14 protein-coding genes are annotated in these 15310 nt (G+C 64.4%); 7 read left to right on the plus strand and 7 right to left on the minus strand.

Annotated features, from left to right (window positions below; genetic code table 11):
• Positions 1 to 118: 118 nt before the first annotated feature.
• On the plus strand, positions 119 to 1243 hold the full coding sequence (locus tag CIT39_RS15445) for an autotransporter outer membrane beta-barrel domain-containing protein (protein ID WP_094974484.1): 1125 nt from the start codon (positions 119 to 121) through the stop codon (positions 1241 to 1243).
• 11 nt (positions 1244 to 1254) lie between these two features.
• Here the strand turns inward: CIT39_RS15445 and CIT39_RS15450 are convergent, their stop codons facing one another.
• Positions 1255 to 2295, minus strand: coding sequence for a LysR family transcriptional regulator (locus tag CIT39_RS15450; protein WP_094974483.1), 1041 nt, complete (start codon positions 2293 to 2295; stop codon positions 1255 to 1257).
• Positions 2296 to 2366: 71 nt separating this feature from the next.
• On the opposite strand from CIT39_RS15450, the gene CIT39_RS15455 reads away from it, so the two are divergent.
• The 5 genes from CIT39_RS15455 (at position 2367) to CIT39_RS15475 (ending at position 5979) form a co-directional block, all read left to right on the plus strand.
• Positions 2367 to 2984 carry a hypothetical protein gene (locus CIT39_RS15455; RefSeq protein ID WP_162308516.1) on the plus strand — a complete coding sequence of 206 codons (618 nt, stop codon included), beginning with the start codon at positions 2367 to 2369 and terminating at the stop codon, positions 2982 to 2984.
• Positions 2971 to 3591 carry a GNAT family N-acetyltransferase gene (locus CIT39_RS15460; protein ID WP_094974481.1) on the plus strand — a complete coding sequence of 207 codons (621 nt, stop codon included), beginning with the start codon at positions 2971 to 2973 and terminating at the stop codon, positions 3589 to 3591. The genes CIT39_RS15455 and CIT39_RS15460 overlap by 14 nt, the downstream gene beginning before the upstream one ends.
• A 25-nt stretch (positions 3592 to 3616) precedes the next feature.
• Positions 3617 to 4180, plus strand: a complete 564-nt coding sequence (locus tag CIT39_RS15465) for an isochorismatase family protein (RefSeq protein ID WP_094974480.1) — start codon at positions 3617 to 3619, stop codon at positions 4178 to 4180.
• A gap of 29 nt (positions 4181 to 4209) precedes the next feature.
• On the plus strand, positions 4210 to 4380 hold the full coding sequence (locus tag CIT39_RS15470; RefSeq protein ID WP_162848646.1) for a hypothetical protein: 171 nt from the start codon (positions 4210 to 4212) through the stop codon (positions 4378 to 4380).
• Between the two features lie 216 nt (positions 4381 to 4596).
• On the plus strand, positions 4597 to 5979 hold the full coding sequence (locus tag CIT39_RS15475) for an aspartate aminotransferase family protein (protein WP_094974478.1): 1383 nt from the start codon (positions 4597 to 4599) through the stop codon (positions 5977 to 5979).
• An 89-nt stretch (positions 5980 to 6068) separates the two neighbouring features.
• On the opposite strand, the gene rnd is transcribed toward CIT39_RS15475, so the two are convergent.
• The 6 genes from rnd to CIT39_RS15505 all read right to left on the minus strand — a co-directional run bounded on the left by rnd (position 6069) and on the right by CIT39_RS15505 (position 13328).
• Positions 6069 to 7220, minus strand: a complete 1152-nt coding sequence (gene rnd, locus CIT39_RS15480; protein ID WP_094974477.1) for a ribonuclease D — start codon at positions 7218 to 7220, stop codon at positions 6069 to 6071.
• A gap of 411 nt (positions 7221 to 7631) precedes the next feature.
• Positions 7632 to 8975 (minus strand): ABC transporter substrate-binding protein, encoded by a 1344-nt coding sequence (locus CIT39_RS15485; RefSeq protein ID WP_094974476.1) that lies wholly within the window; start codon positions 8973 to 8975, stop codon positions 7632 to 7634.
• Positions 8976 to 8986: 11 nt separating this feature from the next.
• Entirely contained in the window at positions 8987 to 9856 is an 870-nt protein-coding gene (locus CIT39_RS15490) for a carbohydrate ABC transporter permease (RefSeq protein WP_094974475.1), read from the minus strand.
• The gene (locus CIT39_RS15495; protein WP_162308517.1) at positions 9853 to 10803 is read right to left on the minus strand and encodes a carbohydrate ABC transporter permease; all 951 of its coding nucleotides are present in this window, start codon (positions 10801 to 10803) and stop codon (positions 9853 to 9855) included. The genes CIT39_RS15490 and CIT39_RS15495 overlap by 4 nt, the downstream gene beginning before the upstream one ends.
• Position 10804: 1 nt before the next feature.
• Complete coding sequence (locus CIT39_RS15500; RefSeq protein ID WP_094974473.1) at positions 10805 to 11653, minus strand: phosphodiesterase; 849 nt, start codon at positions 11651 to 11653, stop codon at positions 10805 to 10807.
• 202 nt (positions 11654 to 11855) lie between these two features.
• Positions 11856 to 13328 carry a protein adenylyltransferase SelO gene (locus CIT39_RS15505; RefSeq protein ID WP_094974472.1) on the minus strand — a complete coding sequence of 491 codons (1473 nt, stop codon included), beginning with the start codon at positions 13326 to 13328 and terminating at the stop codon, positions 11856 to 11858.
• Positions 13329 to 13523: 195 nt separating this feature from the next.
• On the opposite strand from CIT39_RS15505, the gene aspS reads away from it, so the two are divergent.
• The gene (gene aspS, locus CIT39_RS15510; protein ID WP_094974471.1) at positions 13524 to 15296 is read left to right on the plus strand and encodes an aspartate--tRNA ligase; all 1773 of its coding nucleotides are present in this window, start codon (positions 13524 to 13526) and stop codon (positions 15294 to 15296) included.
• Positions 15297 to 15310 lie beyond the last annotated feature (14 nt).

A 15310-nucleotide genomic window follows, 5' to 3' on the forward strand; every position in this document is an offset into this window, starting at 1 on the left:
ATAGCCTCGGTGACAGCGGGCCAAGCGGTTGACCCTCCGTAGCAGTTCGGCGCAAATCGCGACGTGCGCCGCGCCTGTTGCATTTTTGCGCGCCGCCATTTGCTTCGGGATTTTCGTCATGTGCTGCACATCGCAGCCCTCCGGGACACGGCAGGTAAGTGGAGGAGCCCGGGTTCGCCGGACGACGGCCAACGTCGCGGGTGCCGTCGTGGCTGGTTTGATGGTGCCGGCTGCTTTTGCTCAGGTGGCGCCGCCGCTGCCGCCTCCCACGCCCTCGGCCATCTCGACCAACTACGACCAATCGGCCGGCAACAGCGCGCTCAATCTCGGCTCGAACTTCCTGGAGCGCCTCGGCAACCAGGCATCAGGCGGCGTCAACCGGACGTTCCGGACCAATCCCGGCGGCGGCGGCGCATCCGCGAGTGCGGAAGACCCGCGCTATCGCACTTGGTTCGAGGGCTACGGCATCTCGGTGCGGACAGACGCGCAAGGGGACTTCGTCGGCGACAGGCGCAAGACGGTCGGCGGCGTTGCCGGCTTTGGCGCGCGGGTGTCGCCGGGCGTCAATCTCGGCTTCTCCGTCGACCAGAGCCACACCGACGTCGACGTGCCGCTGGCGCTGCAATCGGCGACGCTCGACCTGACGCAAGTCGGCATCAACGGTTCGGTCGACAAGGGGCCATGGACCTGGGCCTTTGCCGTGGTGCACGGCTTCGGCAAGGTCCGTTCCAGCCGCGACACCGGCCTTGGCCTTGCGACCGCGGGCTATCGCGCCGCAGTCGACGGCGCGCTGACCGAGATCAGCTATTACTGGACCAAGGACCAGATGCGGATCGTGCCCAAGGGCGCGCTGGAATATGTGCGCGCCACCAGCGCGGCGTTCCAGGAGGCCGGCGGCCTCGATCCGCTCACCGTCGGTTCGACCACGCTCTCGCGCGCACGCATCATGGTCGGGGCCGAGATCGGCCGCTACTTCATCATCGACCAGAGAATCCTGGACCTGTCGGCCTACGGCAAGCTCGTCGACAATTTCCATCAGGATTTGGGATTGATCCAGGTCAGCCTCGGCACCCAGAACATCGTGGTGCCCGGCATCGGCGAGAGCCGTTACGGCATGGATGCAGGTGCCTCGGCTTCGCTCAGCCTGACCAGTGTGGCGCGGCTCTACGTCAATTACGACGGCAAGTTCCGCAACGAGCTGACGTCACACCAGGGCACGGTCGGCTTCGAATATCGCTGGTAGGCAGAGACCTTCTAAGCCGGCGTCGCCGCGACATATCCCGTCAATCCAAATCCCTCGCGCGCGGCCGTCATCATCGGCACCAGCGCGTTCGGATGGATGAATTCGTCGCGAAAGCAGGGATAGATCTTGGGATCGAAGATCTTCTTCAGCCAGTCGATCACGATCTTGTGGCGCTCGGAGGTTCGAAACTCCTTGTGATAAGTGAGCCAGAGATCGGCGTGGTGGCTGACGCCGAGATCGACGGCGATCAACGGCGCGCCCAGCGCGATCGAGACCGTCGGCAGGAAGCCGATGCCGGCGCCGCGCTCGACGGCATAGAGCGCGCCGACCGAGGAATTGGTCTTGATCCCGACGATCCCCTCGAGCGACTTCAGTCCGAGCACGCGGGCGTAGGCGCTGTCGTCGACCTGCGGCGCGCTCTGCTTGATGATGCGGTGGTTATTCAGTTCGGCGAGCGTCGTCGGCACGCCGTAGAGGCTTTCGTACTCCTTTGAGACGAAGGGATAGATGTGCAGACGGCCGAGCTTGGCGACGATCAGGTCGGGATTGGTCGGAGGCTCGAGCTGGATCGCGATGTCGGATTCAAGCCGTGCGACGTCGGCCTGCTCCATCGCGCAACGCAAATCGACGGTGATCTTGCGGTAGGTCTTCTGGAAGTCGATCAGTCGCGGAAGGATCCAGAAATTGCCGGGACCTTCGGTCACCGCGACGCGCACGGTGCCGGAAGTGTCGTTCGACGACCGCGAGGCGCGCCGAAAGACGTTGAAGGCATGACGCTCCATATGCGCAACGTCGGCGATCATCGCGGTGCCTTCATCGCTGAGCGTGAGCCCGCTCTGGTCGCGCAGGAACAGCTTGCAGCCGATGCTCTCTTCGAGCCGGTCGATCCGGCGCATCAGCGTGGTCGAGGTGAGCCCGAGCTCCTCGGCGGCATTGCGAAAACTTTTATATTTTGCACACGCTAAAAACAGTTTCAAATCGTCCCAGGACGCATCCAGGGCTTCTTCACCGTGCTGCGTCACCGCAGCACCCCGGTGCAATAACTGCTGCATACTCCTGATCCCCAGCCGCTAAGCTCATCGGCATAGCGGGGCACGAAAGCCTCGAACGATAGAGGCGTGACATGTGTATGGAAAGGGGCTCGTTTGCCGCAAGGCATGATTTCGATGCCTTGCCGCTGAGCCCGGATGTCGAAGTCCGTTGCGCGCAATCTTCCGAAATTGCCGTGCTTGCACAGATGGCGCACCGGCTGGTGCCGGGCGTTCGGATCGGGGCCGCCGAGCTTGCGCGATACGTCGCGTTCGACCCCCAGAGTATCCTGACGTTCACCCGGAAGGGCGATCTCGTCGGCGGCATGGCGTTCCTGTTCCTCAACGACCGCGGGCACGATGCGCTGCTGCTCGACGAGATCTGCCTCACTGCGCCTGAGACGCACTATCTCGTTTCCGCGAAAGAAGACGTCGCTGCCATCTACATCTGGGCGATCGCGGCGACAGGACGCGGGATCGCCGGTCTCGGCAAGGCTGCAGCACATCTCCGACAGCTAAGGTTTCGCGGCGCCGATTGCTATGCGCAGCCGTCAACGGTGGCCGGACGCGACATCATGAAGGCGACCGGCTTTGCGCCGGTCCCGAGCTTCCAGCCCGACCTCTGGTGCTACGAGCGGCCTTGGCATCGCCAGCCGCTGCGCATGCCGGGCGCGATCATCCAGGCAAGGAGTTTTGCAGATGCACGGTACTAGGATTCCTCTCGCCAAGCCCAGTTCCCGGGCCATCTCCATCCGTCTTGCGCGCGATCCCAGCGATCTCATGCTGGTCACGGCCATCCGTTCCGCGGTCTATCTCGCCGAGCAGGATTGTCCGTTCGAGGAGGAGTTCGACGGCAACGACATGGTCGCGGCCCATTTCATCGGCTTCGTCGGCAACGAGCCCGCAGGCTGCCTGCGGGTGCGCTTCTTCGGCGATTTCGCCAAGGTGGAGCGGCTCGCGGTGCGTCACCAATACCGGCGTTCGCGCGTCTCGTTCAAGCTGGTGCAGGCCAGCGTCGACTATGTGAAGCGCAAGGGCTTTCGCAAGATCTATGGCCAGGCACAGGACCGGCTGGTCGATTTCTGGGCCCATTTCGGCGCCAAGCCGCTCGGCCACAATCGCAAGGTCACCTTCTCGGATTTTTCCTACACGGAAATGCTGCTGGAGATCGAGCCGGGACCGGACGCGATCACGCTGGACAGCGATCCCTACGTGATCATCCGTCCCGAAGGCGATTGGGACCGGCCGGGCGTGCTCGACGCCTCGGCAGGGCGGGCCGTGACCTCTCCGCTGCGGGACCTCGCGCTCGCCGACCGTTGAAACTGATGCAGCTCTGCGCAAGACAATGCTGGCTTCCATCCATGATGATCCGCCGATCCTGGTCTGCGCGGATCTCCAGGGCGAATATCTGACCCCCGGGCGTCGCCACGTCATCCTCGACGGCGACGCCGTCACGTCGCGCTGCCTGGAACTCCTGACCGTGTGGCGGGGCAATCTCTGGCCGGTGATGCATCTGAAGCGCATCGCGCAGGCGGCTTGGTTCAATCCGGCATCGAGGCTGACCGATTGGATCGCGGCGACCAAGCCGCGGCCGGGGGAGCTGACGTTCGAGCACCCGCTGCCGTCCGCTTATAGCTCGTCGCGGTTCGTGGAGTACATGTCCAATATCCGCACTGTACGCTGCATTCTGATCGGTTTCTCCCTGGATGAGACCATTTTGGCCACCGCCGCCGATGGGTTTCACCGCAGTCACCGCTATCTAGTGGTCGCCGACGCCGTGGCTTGCCGGCAGCCCGGTACAGGCGATGCCGCCGGCTATAAGGATGCAGTAGTGAATGTCGTCGGGAATTTTGCTACAATCCAATCCAGCGCCGAACTGCTCAGAACCAGCGGCGCCGTTGCGGTGTAGGCGGCCGCGACCGGCGGATGGGGTGGAGATTGTCGCGGGGAGACGAGCTCAAGGAGTTGGCGAGCGATCTGTCGCGTGCGGCCGAGAGGGCGCGCGGACTTGGTTTGCCGACCACGGTCTATCTGCTCTCGATGGCGCTGGTGGAGGTGAGGGAAGCCGCTGCCGGCACTGACGACGGACATGACGACGACACGGCGTGAGAGCGGCTCCAGGTGCTGCGTCGAGGTGCCGCTTCGTCATGGGCGGATTTGTCACGTGCAGCGTTGTCGCGTGCATCTTTGTGCATCGCTGCTGAGCGCTTGTTGTCGACGAATTGGCGTTGCAAGTTCCGCGCTGCCGCAATAGCCAAGGTAATTGATCATCGAGTGATGACGCCGGCCCTGCCGGCGACGTGACGCTTTCAAGGATCTGCGCAAATGTCCATGCTGCCCAATTCGCAAGAAGCCCGCGATGTGGCCTACCAGCTCCATTCGTACACCAATGCGCGCGCGCATCAGCAGGCCGGTCCGCTGGTGATCGAGCGCGGCGAGGGGCCTTACGTGTTCGACGCATCGGGCAAACGCTATTTCGAGGCGATGGCAGGCCTGTGGAGCGTCGGTCTCGGCTTCAACGAGAAGCGGCTGGTCGAGGCCGCGCACAAGCAGATGCTGGCGCTGCCTTTCTACCATACCTTCTCCGCCAAATCGCACGGCCCCTCGATCGACCTTGCCGAGAAGCTGGTCGCGCTCGCGCCTGTACCGATGAGCAAGGTGTTCTTCACCAATTCCGGCTCGGAAGCCAACGACACCGTGTTGAAGCTGATCGCCTATCGTTCGAATTCGCTGGGCCAGCCGCAGCGCAAGAAGATCATCAGCCGCATGCGCGGCTATCACGGCGTCACAATTGCATCCGCCAGCCTGACGGGCCTGCCGAACAATCATCGCTCGTTCGATCTGCCGCTGCCGAACATTCTGCACACCGGCTCGCCGCACTTCTACAAGGACGGTGCGCCTGGCGAGAGCGAGGAGGCCTTCGCGACGCGGCGGGCCGAGGAGCTCGATGCGCTGATCCAGAAGGAGGGGCCCGAGACGATCGCGGCCTTCTTCGGCGAGCCCGTGATGGGCGCGGGCGGCGTCGTCGTGCCGCCGGCGACTTATTGGGAGAAGATCCAGGCGGTCCTGGAGAAGTACGACATCCTGCTGGTCGCCGACGAGGTGATCTGCGGCTTCGGCCGTACCGGCAAGATGTTCGGCTGCGAGACCTACGGCATCAAGCCGGACGTGATGGTCGTCTCCAAGCAGATCACGTCGAGCTATTTCCCGCTCTCGGCCATCATCATGAACGACCGCATGTTCGAGCCGATCGCGGACGAGAGCAACAGGATCGGCGTGCTCGGTCACGGCTTCACCGCGGGCGGCCATCCGGTCGGCTCGGCGATCGCGCTGGAAAACCTCAAGATCATCGAGGAACGCGGCCTGGTCGCGCATGCCGCCGAGCTCGGTGCTTACATGCAGGGAAAGCTGCGCGAGCTCACCAGCCATCCGCTGGTCGGCGAGGTCCGCGGCGTCGGCATGATCGCGGCGATCGAGCTCGTGCTCGACAAGGGCCGCAAGACCGCCGCGGCGACGCCCGGCGCCGTCGGCGGCATGGCGAGCCGCATGCTGCAGGAGCGCGGCGTGATCTCCCGCAACATGCTGGACGCCATCGCCATCTGCCCGCCGCTGATCGTCACCAAGGCCCAGATCGACGAGCTGATCGCGGCGATATCGGGCGTGCTCGACGAAATGAAGCCGGAAGTCGCGAAGCTGACGCCGGCGTAAGGCGGGCTTCCTAGCGGGCGGAGCGGCTCGCCAAACTCTTGGTGTCGTCCTGGCGAAAGCCAGGACGATCTCGGGGAGGGCGCGCGGGCCTATTCCGCCCGCTGAACCCCGATCACGCGGCCTTTCTCGACCGCAAGCGCGAGTTCGCCGCGCTTCAGCTTCAGCGCGGCATCGCCGAACAGCTCGCGGCGCCAGCCGCGCAAGGCGGGGACGTCGGCCTCGTCGTCGGCTGCGATCTCTTCGAGATCGTCGACCGTGGCGATCACCTTGCTGGCGACCGCATGGCGCTCGGCGGTCATCCGCAGCAGCACCTTCAGCAACTCGACGATGGCGGCGCCATTGTTGTTGTTGCGCGGCTTTTCCAGCTTCGGCAGCGTGGCAGGATCGCGCGCCAGTCCGCGCGTGACCGCGGCGACGATGTCCGCGCCCCATTTGGATTTCTCAAAGCCCTTCGGCACCGAGCGCAAGTTTGCGAGCTTCTCCAGCGTATTCGGCGCGTGGGTGGCGATATCGCTGATGGCCTCGTCGCGCAGCACGCGGCCGCGTGGTACGTCACGGCTCTGCGCTTCCTGCTCGCGCCAGGCCGCGACCTCCATCAGCACTGCGAGATCCTTCGGCTTGCGCACCCGCGTCTTCAGCCGCTCCCAGGCACGCTCAGGGTGGAAGTCGTAGGTCTTGGGCGAGGTCAGGACCTCCATCTCGATGGAGACCCATTCGCTGCGGCGGCGCTTCTTCAAATCGGCGTCGAGCGCTGCAAACACGTCGCGCAGATGCGTGACGTCGGACACCGCGTAATGCATCTGTTCCTTGGTCAGCGGGCGGCGCGACCAGTCGGTGAAGCGGTGGGTCTTGTCGGGGCGGTGGCCGGTGACCTTCTCGACCAGGGCGTCGTAGGCGATGCTGTCGCCGTAACCGAGCACCATCGCGGCAACCTGGGTGTCGAACACCGGGTGCGGGATGATGTTGGCCTGGTGCCAGATGATCTCGATGTCCTGGCGGGCGGCGTGGAAGACCTTCAGCACGGCCTCGTTGGCCATCAGCTCGAAGAACGGCTTGAGGTCGATGCCTGCGGCCAGGGTATCGACGACGATGGCTTCCTCGGCGCTGGCCATCTGCACCACGCATAGCAGCGGGTAGTAGGTGGTCTCTCGCAGGAACTCGGTATCGACGGTTATGACGGGGTGCTTGGCCAGTCGGCTGCAGGCAGCCGCGAGGTCAGCGGTGGTGGTAATCAAATCCATGAACGACCCATGACACGTGATATCAGCCGATCTGCCGAAAGTGCTGTGATGTCAAGGGGCTCAGTGCGAATTCGAGCCTTGCATTCGGGCCGGAATCGCTTTTTCCGACGAAATTCCTATTCGTAGCGGACCCGGTGCGAGGATTTGCGGCCGCGGGGCAGCGCCACCACGACCACGCACATGGCGACCAGCGCCAACCCCAGGAACTCGATAACCAACAGATCCACGGCGAAACCTCCAGAAACATAGGTAGATTTGTCGGGGGTGCGTTGAGGGTCTGTTAATTGCAATGGTTACCGGCGGCGCGGTCGGTCGGATGGTGGACGGGGGGTTAATGGCGGGGGCCGCCTAAAGCGAAATCGGCGCCCCGCATGACGGAGCGCCGATGGTCGTTGGCGGTTGCAGCGAGCCTTACGGCAGCTTCAGCGAGGTATCCGCGTTGTACGGCTTGAGCGTCTCGTCGGCGGCCTTTTGCGCGGCGACGAGGGCTTCCTTCGGCTGCTTCTTGCCGTTGAGGACCAGCATGACTTCGTCCTCGAGGTTCTTGCGCACCGGCACGGTCTTGTAGGTCGCGAACCACGGCTTGGCGACGTCGAGCTGCTCGACGGCGGTCTTGGCGTCCGGGTTCTTGTTGAGGAAGTCGACCATCTCGGGCGTCTTGTACGCGGCCATGTTCGGCGCGAAATAGCCGGTGGCGCGGCTCCACCAGGCGCTCTTCTCGGGCGAGGTCATCCACTTGATCAGCGTCCAGGCCGCCTTCTGCTTGCCGGCCTCGAGCCCTGCGGGAATGATCAGCGAGGCGCCGCCGATCGGCACGGCGTTGCGGACGTTGCGCGGGATGAACGCGACCTTGTAGTTGAACTTGGCGTTGTCGCGCACATAGGTCAGCGAGCCCGTCGAGAGCATCATCATCGCGGCATTGCCCGAGATGAAGGAGGTGCTGACGGCTGGTCCCGGCGTGGCGCCGGGGGCGTGGACCTTGTGCTTGTACACGAGGTCGTTCCACCAGGTGAGCGCGCCCAGCATCGAGGGCGTGTCGTAATAGACCTCGCCGCCGAACTCCTCGTTGTAGTAGCGCCCGCCATTGCTCATGGTGAGCGTTTCCATCATCCAGCCGCAATAGTCGTAGGCGCAGGGGATCGCGATGCCCCATTGGGTCACCTTGTCGCCCTCGCGCTTGGTGAGCTTCTTGGCCCAGTCGGTGAGCTCGGCCCAGGTCTGCGGCGGCTTGCTCGGGTCGAGGCCGACTTCCTTGGCCTTGTCGGCGTTGATGTAGAGCAGCGGCGTCGAATTGTGGAACGGCACGCCGTAGACGGAGCGGTTGATCACCGCGTTGCCCTGCAGCGCGGGGAAGAACTGGCCGAGGAACTGCTCCTTGGTGGTGCCGTCGGCCTTGATCAGGGCATCGAGATTGGTCAGTTCGTTCTCGATCTGCATGTCGAGCAGGAAGTTCGCCGACATGATCACGGCGGACGGCGGCTTGCCGGCCTTGATCGCGGCGCGCGTCTTGATCAGCGTGTCGTCATAGGAGCCGGTGTAGACGGCGGTCGCCTTGATATCGGGGTGACCGTCGTTGAACTCCTTGATCAGGGTGCCCATGTCGCGGGCGAGCTTGCCGTCGACGGGGACGGGGAAGAACAGATCGATTTCGGTCGGACCTTCGGCCATCGCCGGGACGGCGAGGGCGCCGGCCAAAGTGGCTGCCAAACTACTTGCCATGGCGAGGCCGAACATGAGCCTGCGGGAAAACAGCATCGAAGAATCTCCTATTTGATGCCTGAGGTGACGAAAGAGCTGATGAAGCGCTTCTGGAAAATCAGGAAGGTGATGAGCAGCGGAGCGATCACCATCAGCGTGCCGGCGGCGATGGTGCCCCAGGCCTGCGTGCCTTCGGCGGTCTTGGTGAAGACCGAGAGCCCGACCGTGAGCGGCCGCTTGTCCGGCGAGTTGATCACCATCAGCGGCCACAGGAAGTCGTTCCAGTGGCTGGTGACCGAGATGATGGCGAAGGCCGAGAAGCTCGGCATCGACAGCGGCACGTAGATGTGGCGGATGCGCTGGATGAGGCTGGCCCCGTCGATCAGGGCGGCATCCTCGAGCTCGGTCGGGATGGCCTCGAACGCCTGACGCATCAGGAAGGTGCCGAAGGCGGAGGCGAAGAACGGCATCATCACGCCGGCGAGCGTGTCGTAGAGGCCGAGCCGCGCCACGAGGCTCAGATTCGGCACGATCAGCAGCACCGGCACCAGCATCAGCTGCATCAGGAATAGATAGAAGATCAGCGACTTGCCGGCGAAGTCGAGGCGCGCAAAGGCAAAGCCCGCCAGCGTGATCGTGACGAACTGCACCAGCAGAATGCCGGCGCAGATGATCGTGGTGTTGAGCGTGTAGCGCGGGAAGTCGCCGATCTCCCAGGCGTCCCTGACATTGTCGAGCGTTGGCTTCAGGCTCGGCATCAGCTCGGCCATGGCGTTGATGCCGTCGGAGGCCGGGCGCAGCGTCGCGACGACCATCCACAGGAAGGGGATGAGCCAGACGATCGCGAGCAGCACGGTCAGCAGGAAGCCGAGCTTGGGCGTGATCTCGCCCCGAGTGGCGAGCGGGGTGTCCTTGTAGAGCCAGTCGATCAGCTTCATGGCCCGCCCTCGCGGTTGGCCATGGTGCGGAAGGAGAGCGCGGTCAGGCCCATCAGTGCGGCGAGCGTCAGCAGCGTCGCGGCCGAGGCCTTGCCGACGTCGTAATGCTCGACTGCCTGCTGGTAGATGTAGAACAGCACGAGGTTGGTCGAATTCGACGGCCCACCCTGGGTCATGACGAAGACGTGGTCGACCTGCGTCACCGCGTTGAGGATCGCGATGACGATGACGAACAGGAAGGTGGGCTTGAGCTCCGGCAGAATGATATTGCGCAGGCGCTGATAAGGCCCGGCGCCGTCGAGATGCGCGGCTTCCATCACGTCTTCGGGCACGGCCTGCAGGCCGGCGAGGAAGAACAGCATGTAATAGCCGGCGTTCTTCCAGATCGTGATGATCATGATCGCGTAAAGCGCGATGTCGGGATCGCCGAGCCAGTTCGGCAGCACCGGAAGCAGGCGGCCGATGTAGTAATCGAGCAGGCCGACATTGGGCAGGAAGATGAACATGAACAGCGCGGAGGCCGCGACCATCGGGATCAGCACCGGCAGGAACAGCGCGGCGCGCAGCGCGCTGCTCACGGCATGGGTGCGCGACAGCGTCAGCGCGAACAGCAGCGCCAGGCCGATGCTCGGGATCGCGGTGCCGACGGCGTAGATGAGGTTGTTGACGACGGCGCCGGTGAAAGCGGGGTCGGCCAGCACCGCTGCGATGTTGTCGAGACCGACGAAGCGGACCGGGGCCTTCGGCGTGGCGCGCTGGTAGAGCGCATCGATCAACACGCGGCCCATCGCGCCATAGGTGAACAGCGCGAGGAAGACCAGCGAGGGCAGTAACAGGAGATAGGCGGGCAGCGAAGCTTTGAAGCGCGCGACGAGGCGCTTCGGCACGTCCAGGCGCGGCGCCGCCGAGGTCGCGACCGGAAGAGTCGCGGGTTCGGCGAGGCTCATCTCACCGCGCCGGAAAGTTGAGTGCATAGTCGCGGCCGTCCACCCCCGCCGGTGGCTCGAAGGGGAAGCGCAGACTGGTGTCGAGGAAGTCGTGGCTGTGTACGACCAGGTTCTCGTCGTCGATCAGCACCACGCCATAGGCGGGCGGCTCGTGGCTGGCGAGATGCGGCGCGCCGGCGTCGAGCTCGAACCAGACCTGATGGTTGGTGCCGCGCAGGGTGGAGAACGGAATCTTGCCGTAGCTGCCGAAGATGGGACGGTGCACATGGCCGAAGAAGAGGTGGCGGATGCGCGTGCGATATGGCGCGATCACCTCGGCGAACTCCGTGCTCTGTTTCAGCCCGATCTCGTCCATCGCATGGACGCCGATCGGGAAGGGCGGGTGATGCATGAACACGACGAATTGCTGGTCGTCGGGCGCGGCCGCGAGCGTCTTCGCGAGCCAGTCGAAGCGCTTGGCGCACATCTCGCCGGCGTGGCTGGTTTCGTCCAGCGTGTCGAGGAAGACGAACAGGCCGTGCTCGGTGGTGCGCGTGCCCTGCACGAAGCCGTTGGAATCGCGCGGCGCGGCCTTGAGCGCGTCGAGGCAGGTGACGCGCCGGTCGTGATTACCGACCATGGCGATGTAGGGGATTTTCAGTGCGGCCATCGCGTCAACGAAATTGGCGTAGGATTCAGCCTCGCCCCAATGGGTGAGATCGCCCGTCACGACCGCGAAGGCGGCGTCGGATTGATGCTTGTTGATGTCGGCAATGGCCGCGTCCAGCCGGGCGCGCGGATCGAGGCCATAGAGGGTCGAGCCGGGGTTCGCCAGATGCGTGTCGGTGAGGTGGATGAATTTGAAGGGCATGGCGCTTGTCAGGGGTGTTGGAGAAAGGACGTCTCCGGCAAGACGACCCTGACAGGCGGTTAGAGCGTGTGTGTTTCAGTTTGATGACAGCGGTTCCCGCGGGCAGACGTGTCCACAGGGCCCGCGGGACAGCAACGGACCGCGCAAGGCGCGATCCACGCAGTGGATAATTCAGGGATGGTAGTGAACGGTCGAACCCGCCTCACGTCCCGCAGAACGTCTGCAGCACACGCTGGTCCGGCAGCGGCGGATCGGCGTAGGCGGTATACGCGGGCTGATCGTCGAACGGCTTGGCCAGTACCTTCACCAATTCCTCGAACGGCGCGTAATTGTCGTCGTTGACGGCGGCCTGGATCACGGCTTCGACGCGATGGTTGCGCGGGATGAACATGGGATTGACCGCGTGCATCGCGGCCTGCCGCTCGGTAGCGCTCTGCGAGTCAAGCGCGATACGCGCGCGCCAGCGGCCGGCCCATTCGTCGAAGGCTGCGGGCTCCATGAACTGCGCGCGCGCATCCGCGCTGTCATCTACGGCGGCATCGCCGAGCTTGCGGAAGGTGAGGGTGAAATCGGCCTGGTTCTTGGCCATGGCGTCGAGCAGGTCCTGGATCAGGGCCTCGTCGCCATCGCGCTCGGTGAACAGGCCGACCTTTTTGCGCAGGCCTGCCTGATAGGCGGTGCTGAACGTCTCAGTGAAAGCACCGAGAATGTCTTGCGCTTCGGCGACCGCCTTCTCCTGCTCGTCGGAGAACAGCGGCAGCAGGCACTCGGCCAGCCTCGTCAGATTCCACAGCGCGATGCGCGGCTGGTTTGCATAGGCGTAGCGGCCCATCTCGTCGATCGACGAGAACACCTGCGAAGGATTGTAGGTATCCATGAAGGCGCAGGGACCGTAATCGATGGTCTCGCCGGAGATGGAGCTGTTGTCGGTGTTCATCACGCCGTGGATGAAGCCGACCAGCAGCCAGCGCGCGATGAGATTGGCCTGGCGTTCGACCACGCCGGCAAGCAGCGCGTGATAGGGCCGCTCCAGGTCGCGCAGCCCCGGATAGTGCCTGACGATCACGTGGTCGGCGAGCCGCCGGACCGCCTCGGTATCCCGGCGGGCGGCGAAGAACTGGAAGGTGCCGACCCGGATGTGGCTCGCTGCGACACGCGTCAGCACCGCGCCGGGCAGCGCGGTCTCGCGGATGACGTGCTCGCCAGTGAACACGGCGGCGAGCGAGCGGGTGGTCGGAATGCCGAGCGCGAACATGGCTTCGCTGACGATGTATTCGCGCAGCACCGGCCCGAGCGCGGCGCGGCCGTCGCCGCGGCGGGAGAACGGGGTGGGACCAGATCCCTTGAGCTGGATGTCGCGGCGGACGCCGTCCCTGTCGATGACCTCGCCGAGCAGGATGGCGCGGCCGTCGCCGAGCTGGGGCACGAAATGCCCGAACTGGTGGCCGGCATAGGCCATGGCGATGGGATCGGCGCCTTCCGGAACCGTCTTGCCGGCCAGGATCGCCGCGCCTTCGGGGGTCTCCAGCAAGTCGGGATCGAGCCCGAGCTGGAGCGCCAGCGGCCGGTTCAGCTTGATCAGCCGGGGGGCCGCGACCGGGGTCGGCGCGACGCGGGCAAAGAAGCTGTCCGGCAGCGCCGAATAGGAGTTCTGGAAGGGGAAATGGACGGTCATACCGGTAAAGATAGGCGGGGAACGCCGGATGGCAAAGGCTTGAGCCAAAACCGGCCAAAAATGGGCCTTCCGGGCCCAAAACAGGCCGTTCCCTTGGTTGCCGCCCTCGGCCTCGTCGGGTAAACCCTGCGCAACTTCGGCTAGGGCATCAGGCCCTACCCGATTCGACCTCTCCACATTGATTTTGGGACGACCATGCATCGCTACCGGTCACATACATGCGGCGCGCTCCGCGAGAGCAACATCGGCGAGACGGTCCGCCTCTCAGGCTGGGTCCATCGCGTTCGCGACCATGGCGGCGTGCTGTTCATCGACCTGCGCGACCATTACGGCCTGACCCAATGCGTGGTCGATCCGGACTCGCCGGCCTTCGCGCAGGCCGAGAAGCTGCGCTCGGAATTCGTGGTGCGGATGGACGGCAAGGCCCGCCGCCGCCCCGAGGGCACCGACAATGATGATCTGCCGACCGGCAAGATCGAGATCTATGTCACCGAGATCGAGGTGCTGGGCCCGGCCGGCGACCTGCCGCTGCCGGTGTTCGGCGACCAGGAATATCCTGAAGACATCAGGCTTAAGTATCGCTTCCTGGACCTGCGCCGCGAAAAGCTGCACCAGAACATCATGACGCGCATCGAAATCATCAAGTCGATGCGCCGGCGGATGGAGGGGCAGGGCTTCTTCGAGTTCAACACGCCGATCCTGACCGCGTCCTCGCCGGAAGGCGCGCGGGACTTCCTGGTGCCGTCGCGCATCCATCCCGGCAAGTTCTATGCGCTGCCGCAGGCGCCGCAGCAGTACAAGCAGCTGCTGATGATGTCGGGCTTCGACCGCTACTTCCAGATCGCGCCCTGTTTCCGCGACGAGGACCCGCGCGCCGACCGTCTGCCGGGCGAGTTCTACCAGCTCGACGTCGAAATGAGCTTTGTCACCCAGGAAGACGTCTTCGCGGCGATGGAGCCGGTGATCACGGGCGTCTTTGAAGAGTTCGCCAAGGGCAAGCCGGTGTCGAAGAATTGGCGCCGTATTCCGTTTGCCGAGGCGCTGCGCAAATACGGCAGCGACAAGCCGGATTTGCGCAACCCCATCGAGATGCAGGATGTCTCCGAGCACTTCCGCGGAAGTGGCTTCAAGGTGTTCGCGCGCATGCTCGAAGATCCCAAGAACCAGGTCTGGGCGATCCCGGCGCCGGGCGGCGGCAGCCGTGCGTTCTGCGACCGCATGAATTCGTGGGCACAAGGTGAGGGCCAGCCTGGGCTGGGCTACATCATGTGGCGCGAGGGCGGTGAGGGTGCAGGTCCGCTCGCCAACAACATCGGTCCCGAGCGCACCGCCGCGATCCGCGCGCAGATCGGCACCAAGGAAGGCGACGCCGCCTTCTTCGTCGCCGGCGATCCCGACAAGTTCTGGAAGTTTTCTGGTTTGGCCCGCAACAAGGTCGGCGAGGAGTTGAACCTCACCGACAAGGAACGGTTCGAGCTCGCCTGGATCGTCGACTTCCCGATGTACGAGTACAACGAGGAGGACAAGAAGGTCGATTTCTCGCACAACCCGTTCTCGATGCCGCAGGGCGGCCTCGACGCGCTGAAGGGCCAGGACCCGCTGACCATCAAGGCGTTCCAGTACGACATCACCTGCAACGGTTACGAGATCGCCTCGGGCGGCATCCGCAACCACGTGCCGGAAGCGATGGTGAAGGCGTTCGAAATCGCAGGTTACGGCGAGCAGGAAGTGGTCGACCGCTTCGGCGGCATGTACCGCGCCTTCCAGTACGGCGCACCGCCGCATGGCGGCATGGCCGCGGGTGTGGATCGCATCGTGATGCTCTTGTGCGGCACCAACAATCTGCGCGAGATATCGCTGTTCCCGATGAACCAGCAGGCCATGGATTTGCTGATGGGCGCGCCGTCGGAAGCATCGACCAAACAGCTCCGCGAGTTGCATGTGCGGGTGAATCTGCCGCAGAAGTGAGGGGCGAAGCCCTT

The sequence above is a fragment of the Bradyrhizobium symbiodeficiens genome (assembly GCF_002266465.3).
Taxonomy (GTDB): Bacteria; Pseudomonadota; Alphaproteobacteria; order Rhizobiales; family Xanthobacteraceae; genus Bradyrhizobium; species Bradyrhizobium symbiodeficiens.

What these genes read in the sequence shown, in the direction of transcription:
- CIT39_RS15445 (WP_094974484.1), top strand. Translation starts at nt 119, where the DNA reads ATGTGCTGCACATCGCAGCCCTCCGGGACACGGCAGGTAAGTGGAGGA.
- CIT39_RS15450 (WP_094974483.1), bottom strand. Translation starts at nt 2,295, where the DNA reads ATGCAGCAGTTATTGCACCGGGGTGCTGCGGTGACGCAGCACGGTGAA.
- CIT39_RS15455 (WP_162308516.1), top strand. Translation starts at nt 2,367, where the DNA reads ATGTGTATGGAAAGGGGCTCGTTTGCCGCAAGGCATGATTTCGATGCC.
- CIT39_RS15460 (WP_094974481.1), top strand. Translation starts at nt 2,971, where the DNA reads ATGCACGGTACTAGGATTCCTCTCGCCAAGCCCAGTTCCCGGGCCATC.
- CIT39_RS15465 (WP_094974480.1), top strand. Translation starts at nt 3,617, where the DNA reads ATGCTGGCTTCCATCCATGATGATCCGCCGATCCTGGTCTGCGCGGAT.
- CIT39_RS15475 (WP_094974478.1), top strand. Translation starts at nt 4,597, where the DNA reads ATGTCCATGCTGCCCAATTCGCAAGAAGCCCGCGATGTGGCCTACCAG.
- rnd (WP_094974477.1), bottom strand. Translation starts at nt 7,220, where the DNA reads ATGGATTTGATTACCACCACCGCTGACCTCGCGGCTGCCTGCAGCCGA.
- CIT39_RS15485 (WP_094974476.1), bottom strand. Translation starts at nt 8,975, where the DNA reads ATGCTGTTTTCCCGCAGGCTCATGTTCGGCCTCGCCATGGCAAGTAGT.
- CIT39_RS15490 (WP_094974475.1), bottom strand. Translation starts at nt 9,856, where the DNA reads ATGAAGCTGATCGACTGGCTCTACAAGGACACCCCGCTCGCCACTCGG.
- CIT39_RS15495 (WP_162308517.1), bottom strand. Translation starts at nt 10,803, where the DNA reads ATGAGCCTCGCCGAACCCGCGACTCTTCCGGTCGCGACCTCGGCGGCG.
- CIT39_RS15500 (WP_094974473.1), bottom strand. Translation starts at nt 11,653, where the DNA reads ATGCCCTTCAAATTCATCCACCTCACCGACACGCATCTGGCGAACCCC.
- CIT39_RS15505 (WP_094974472.1), bottom strand. Translation starts at nt 13,328, where the DNA reads ATGACCGTCCATTTCCCCTTCCAGAACTCCTATTCGGCGCTGCCGGAC.
- aspS (WP_094974471.1), top strand. Translation starts at nt 13,524, where the DNA reads ATGCATCGCTACCGGTCACATACATGCGGCGCGCTCCGCGAGAGCAAC.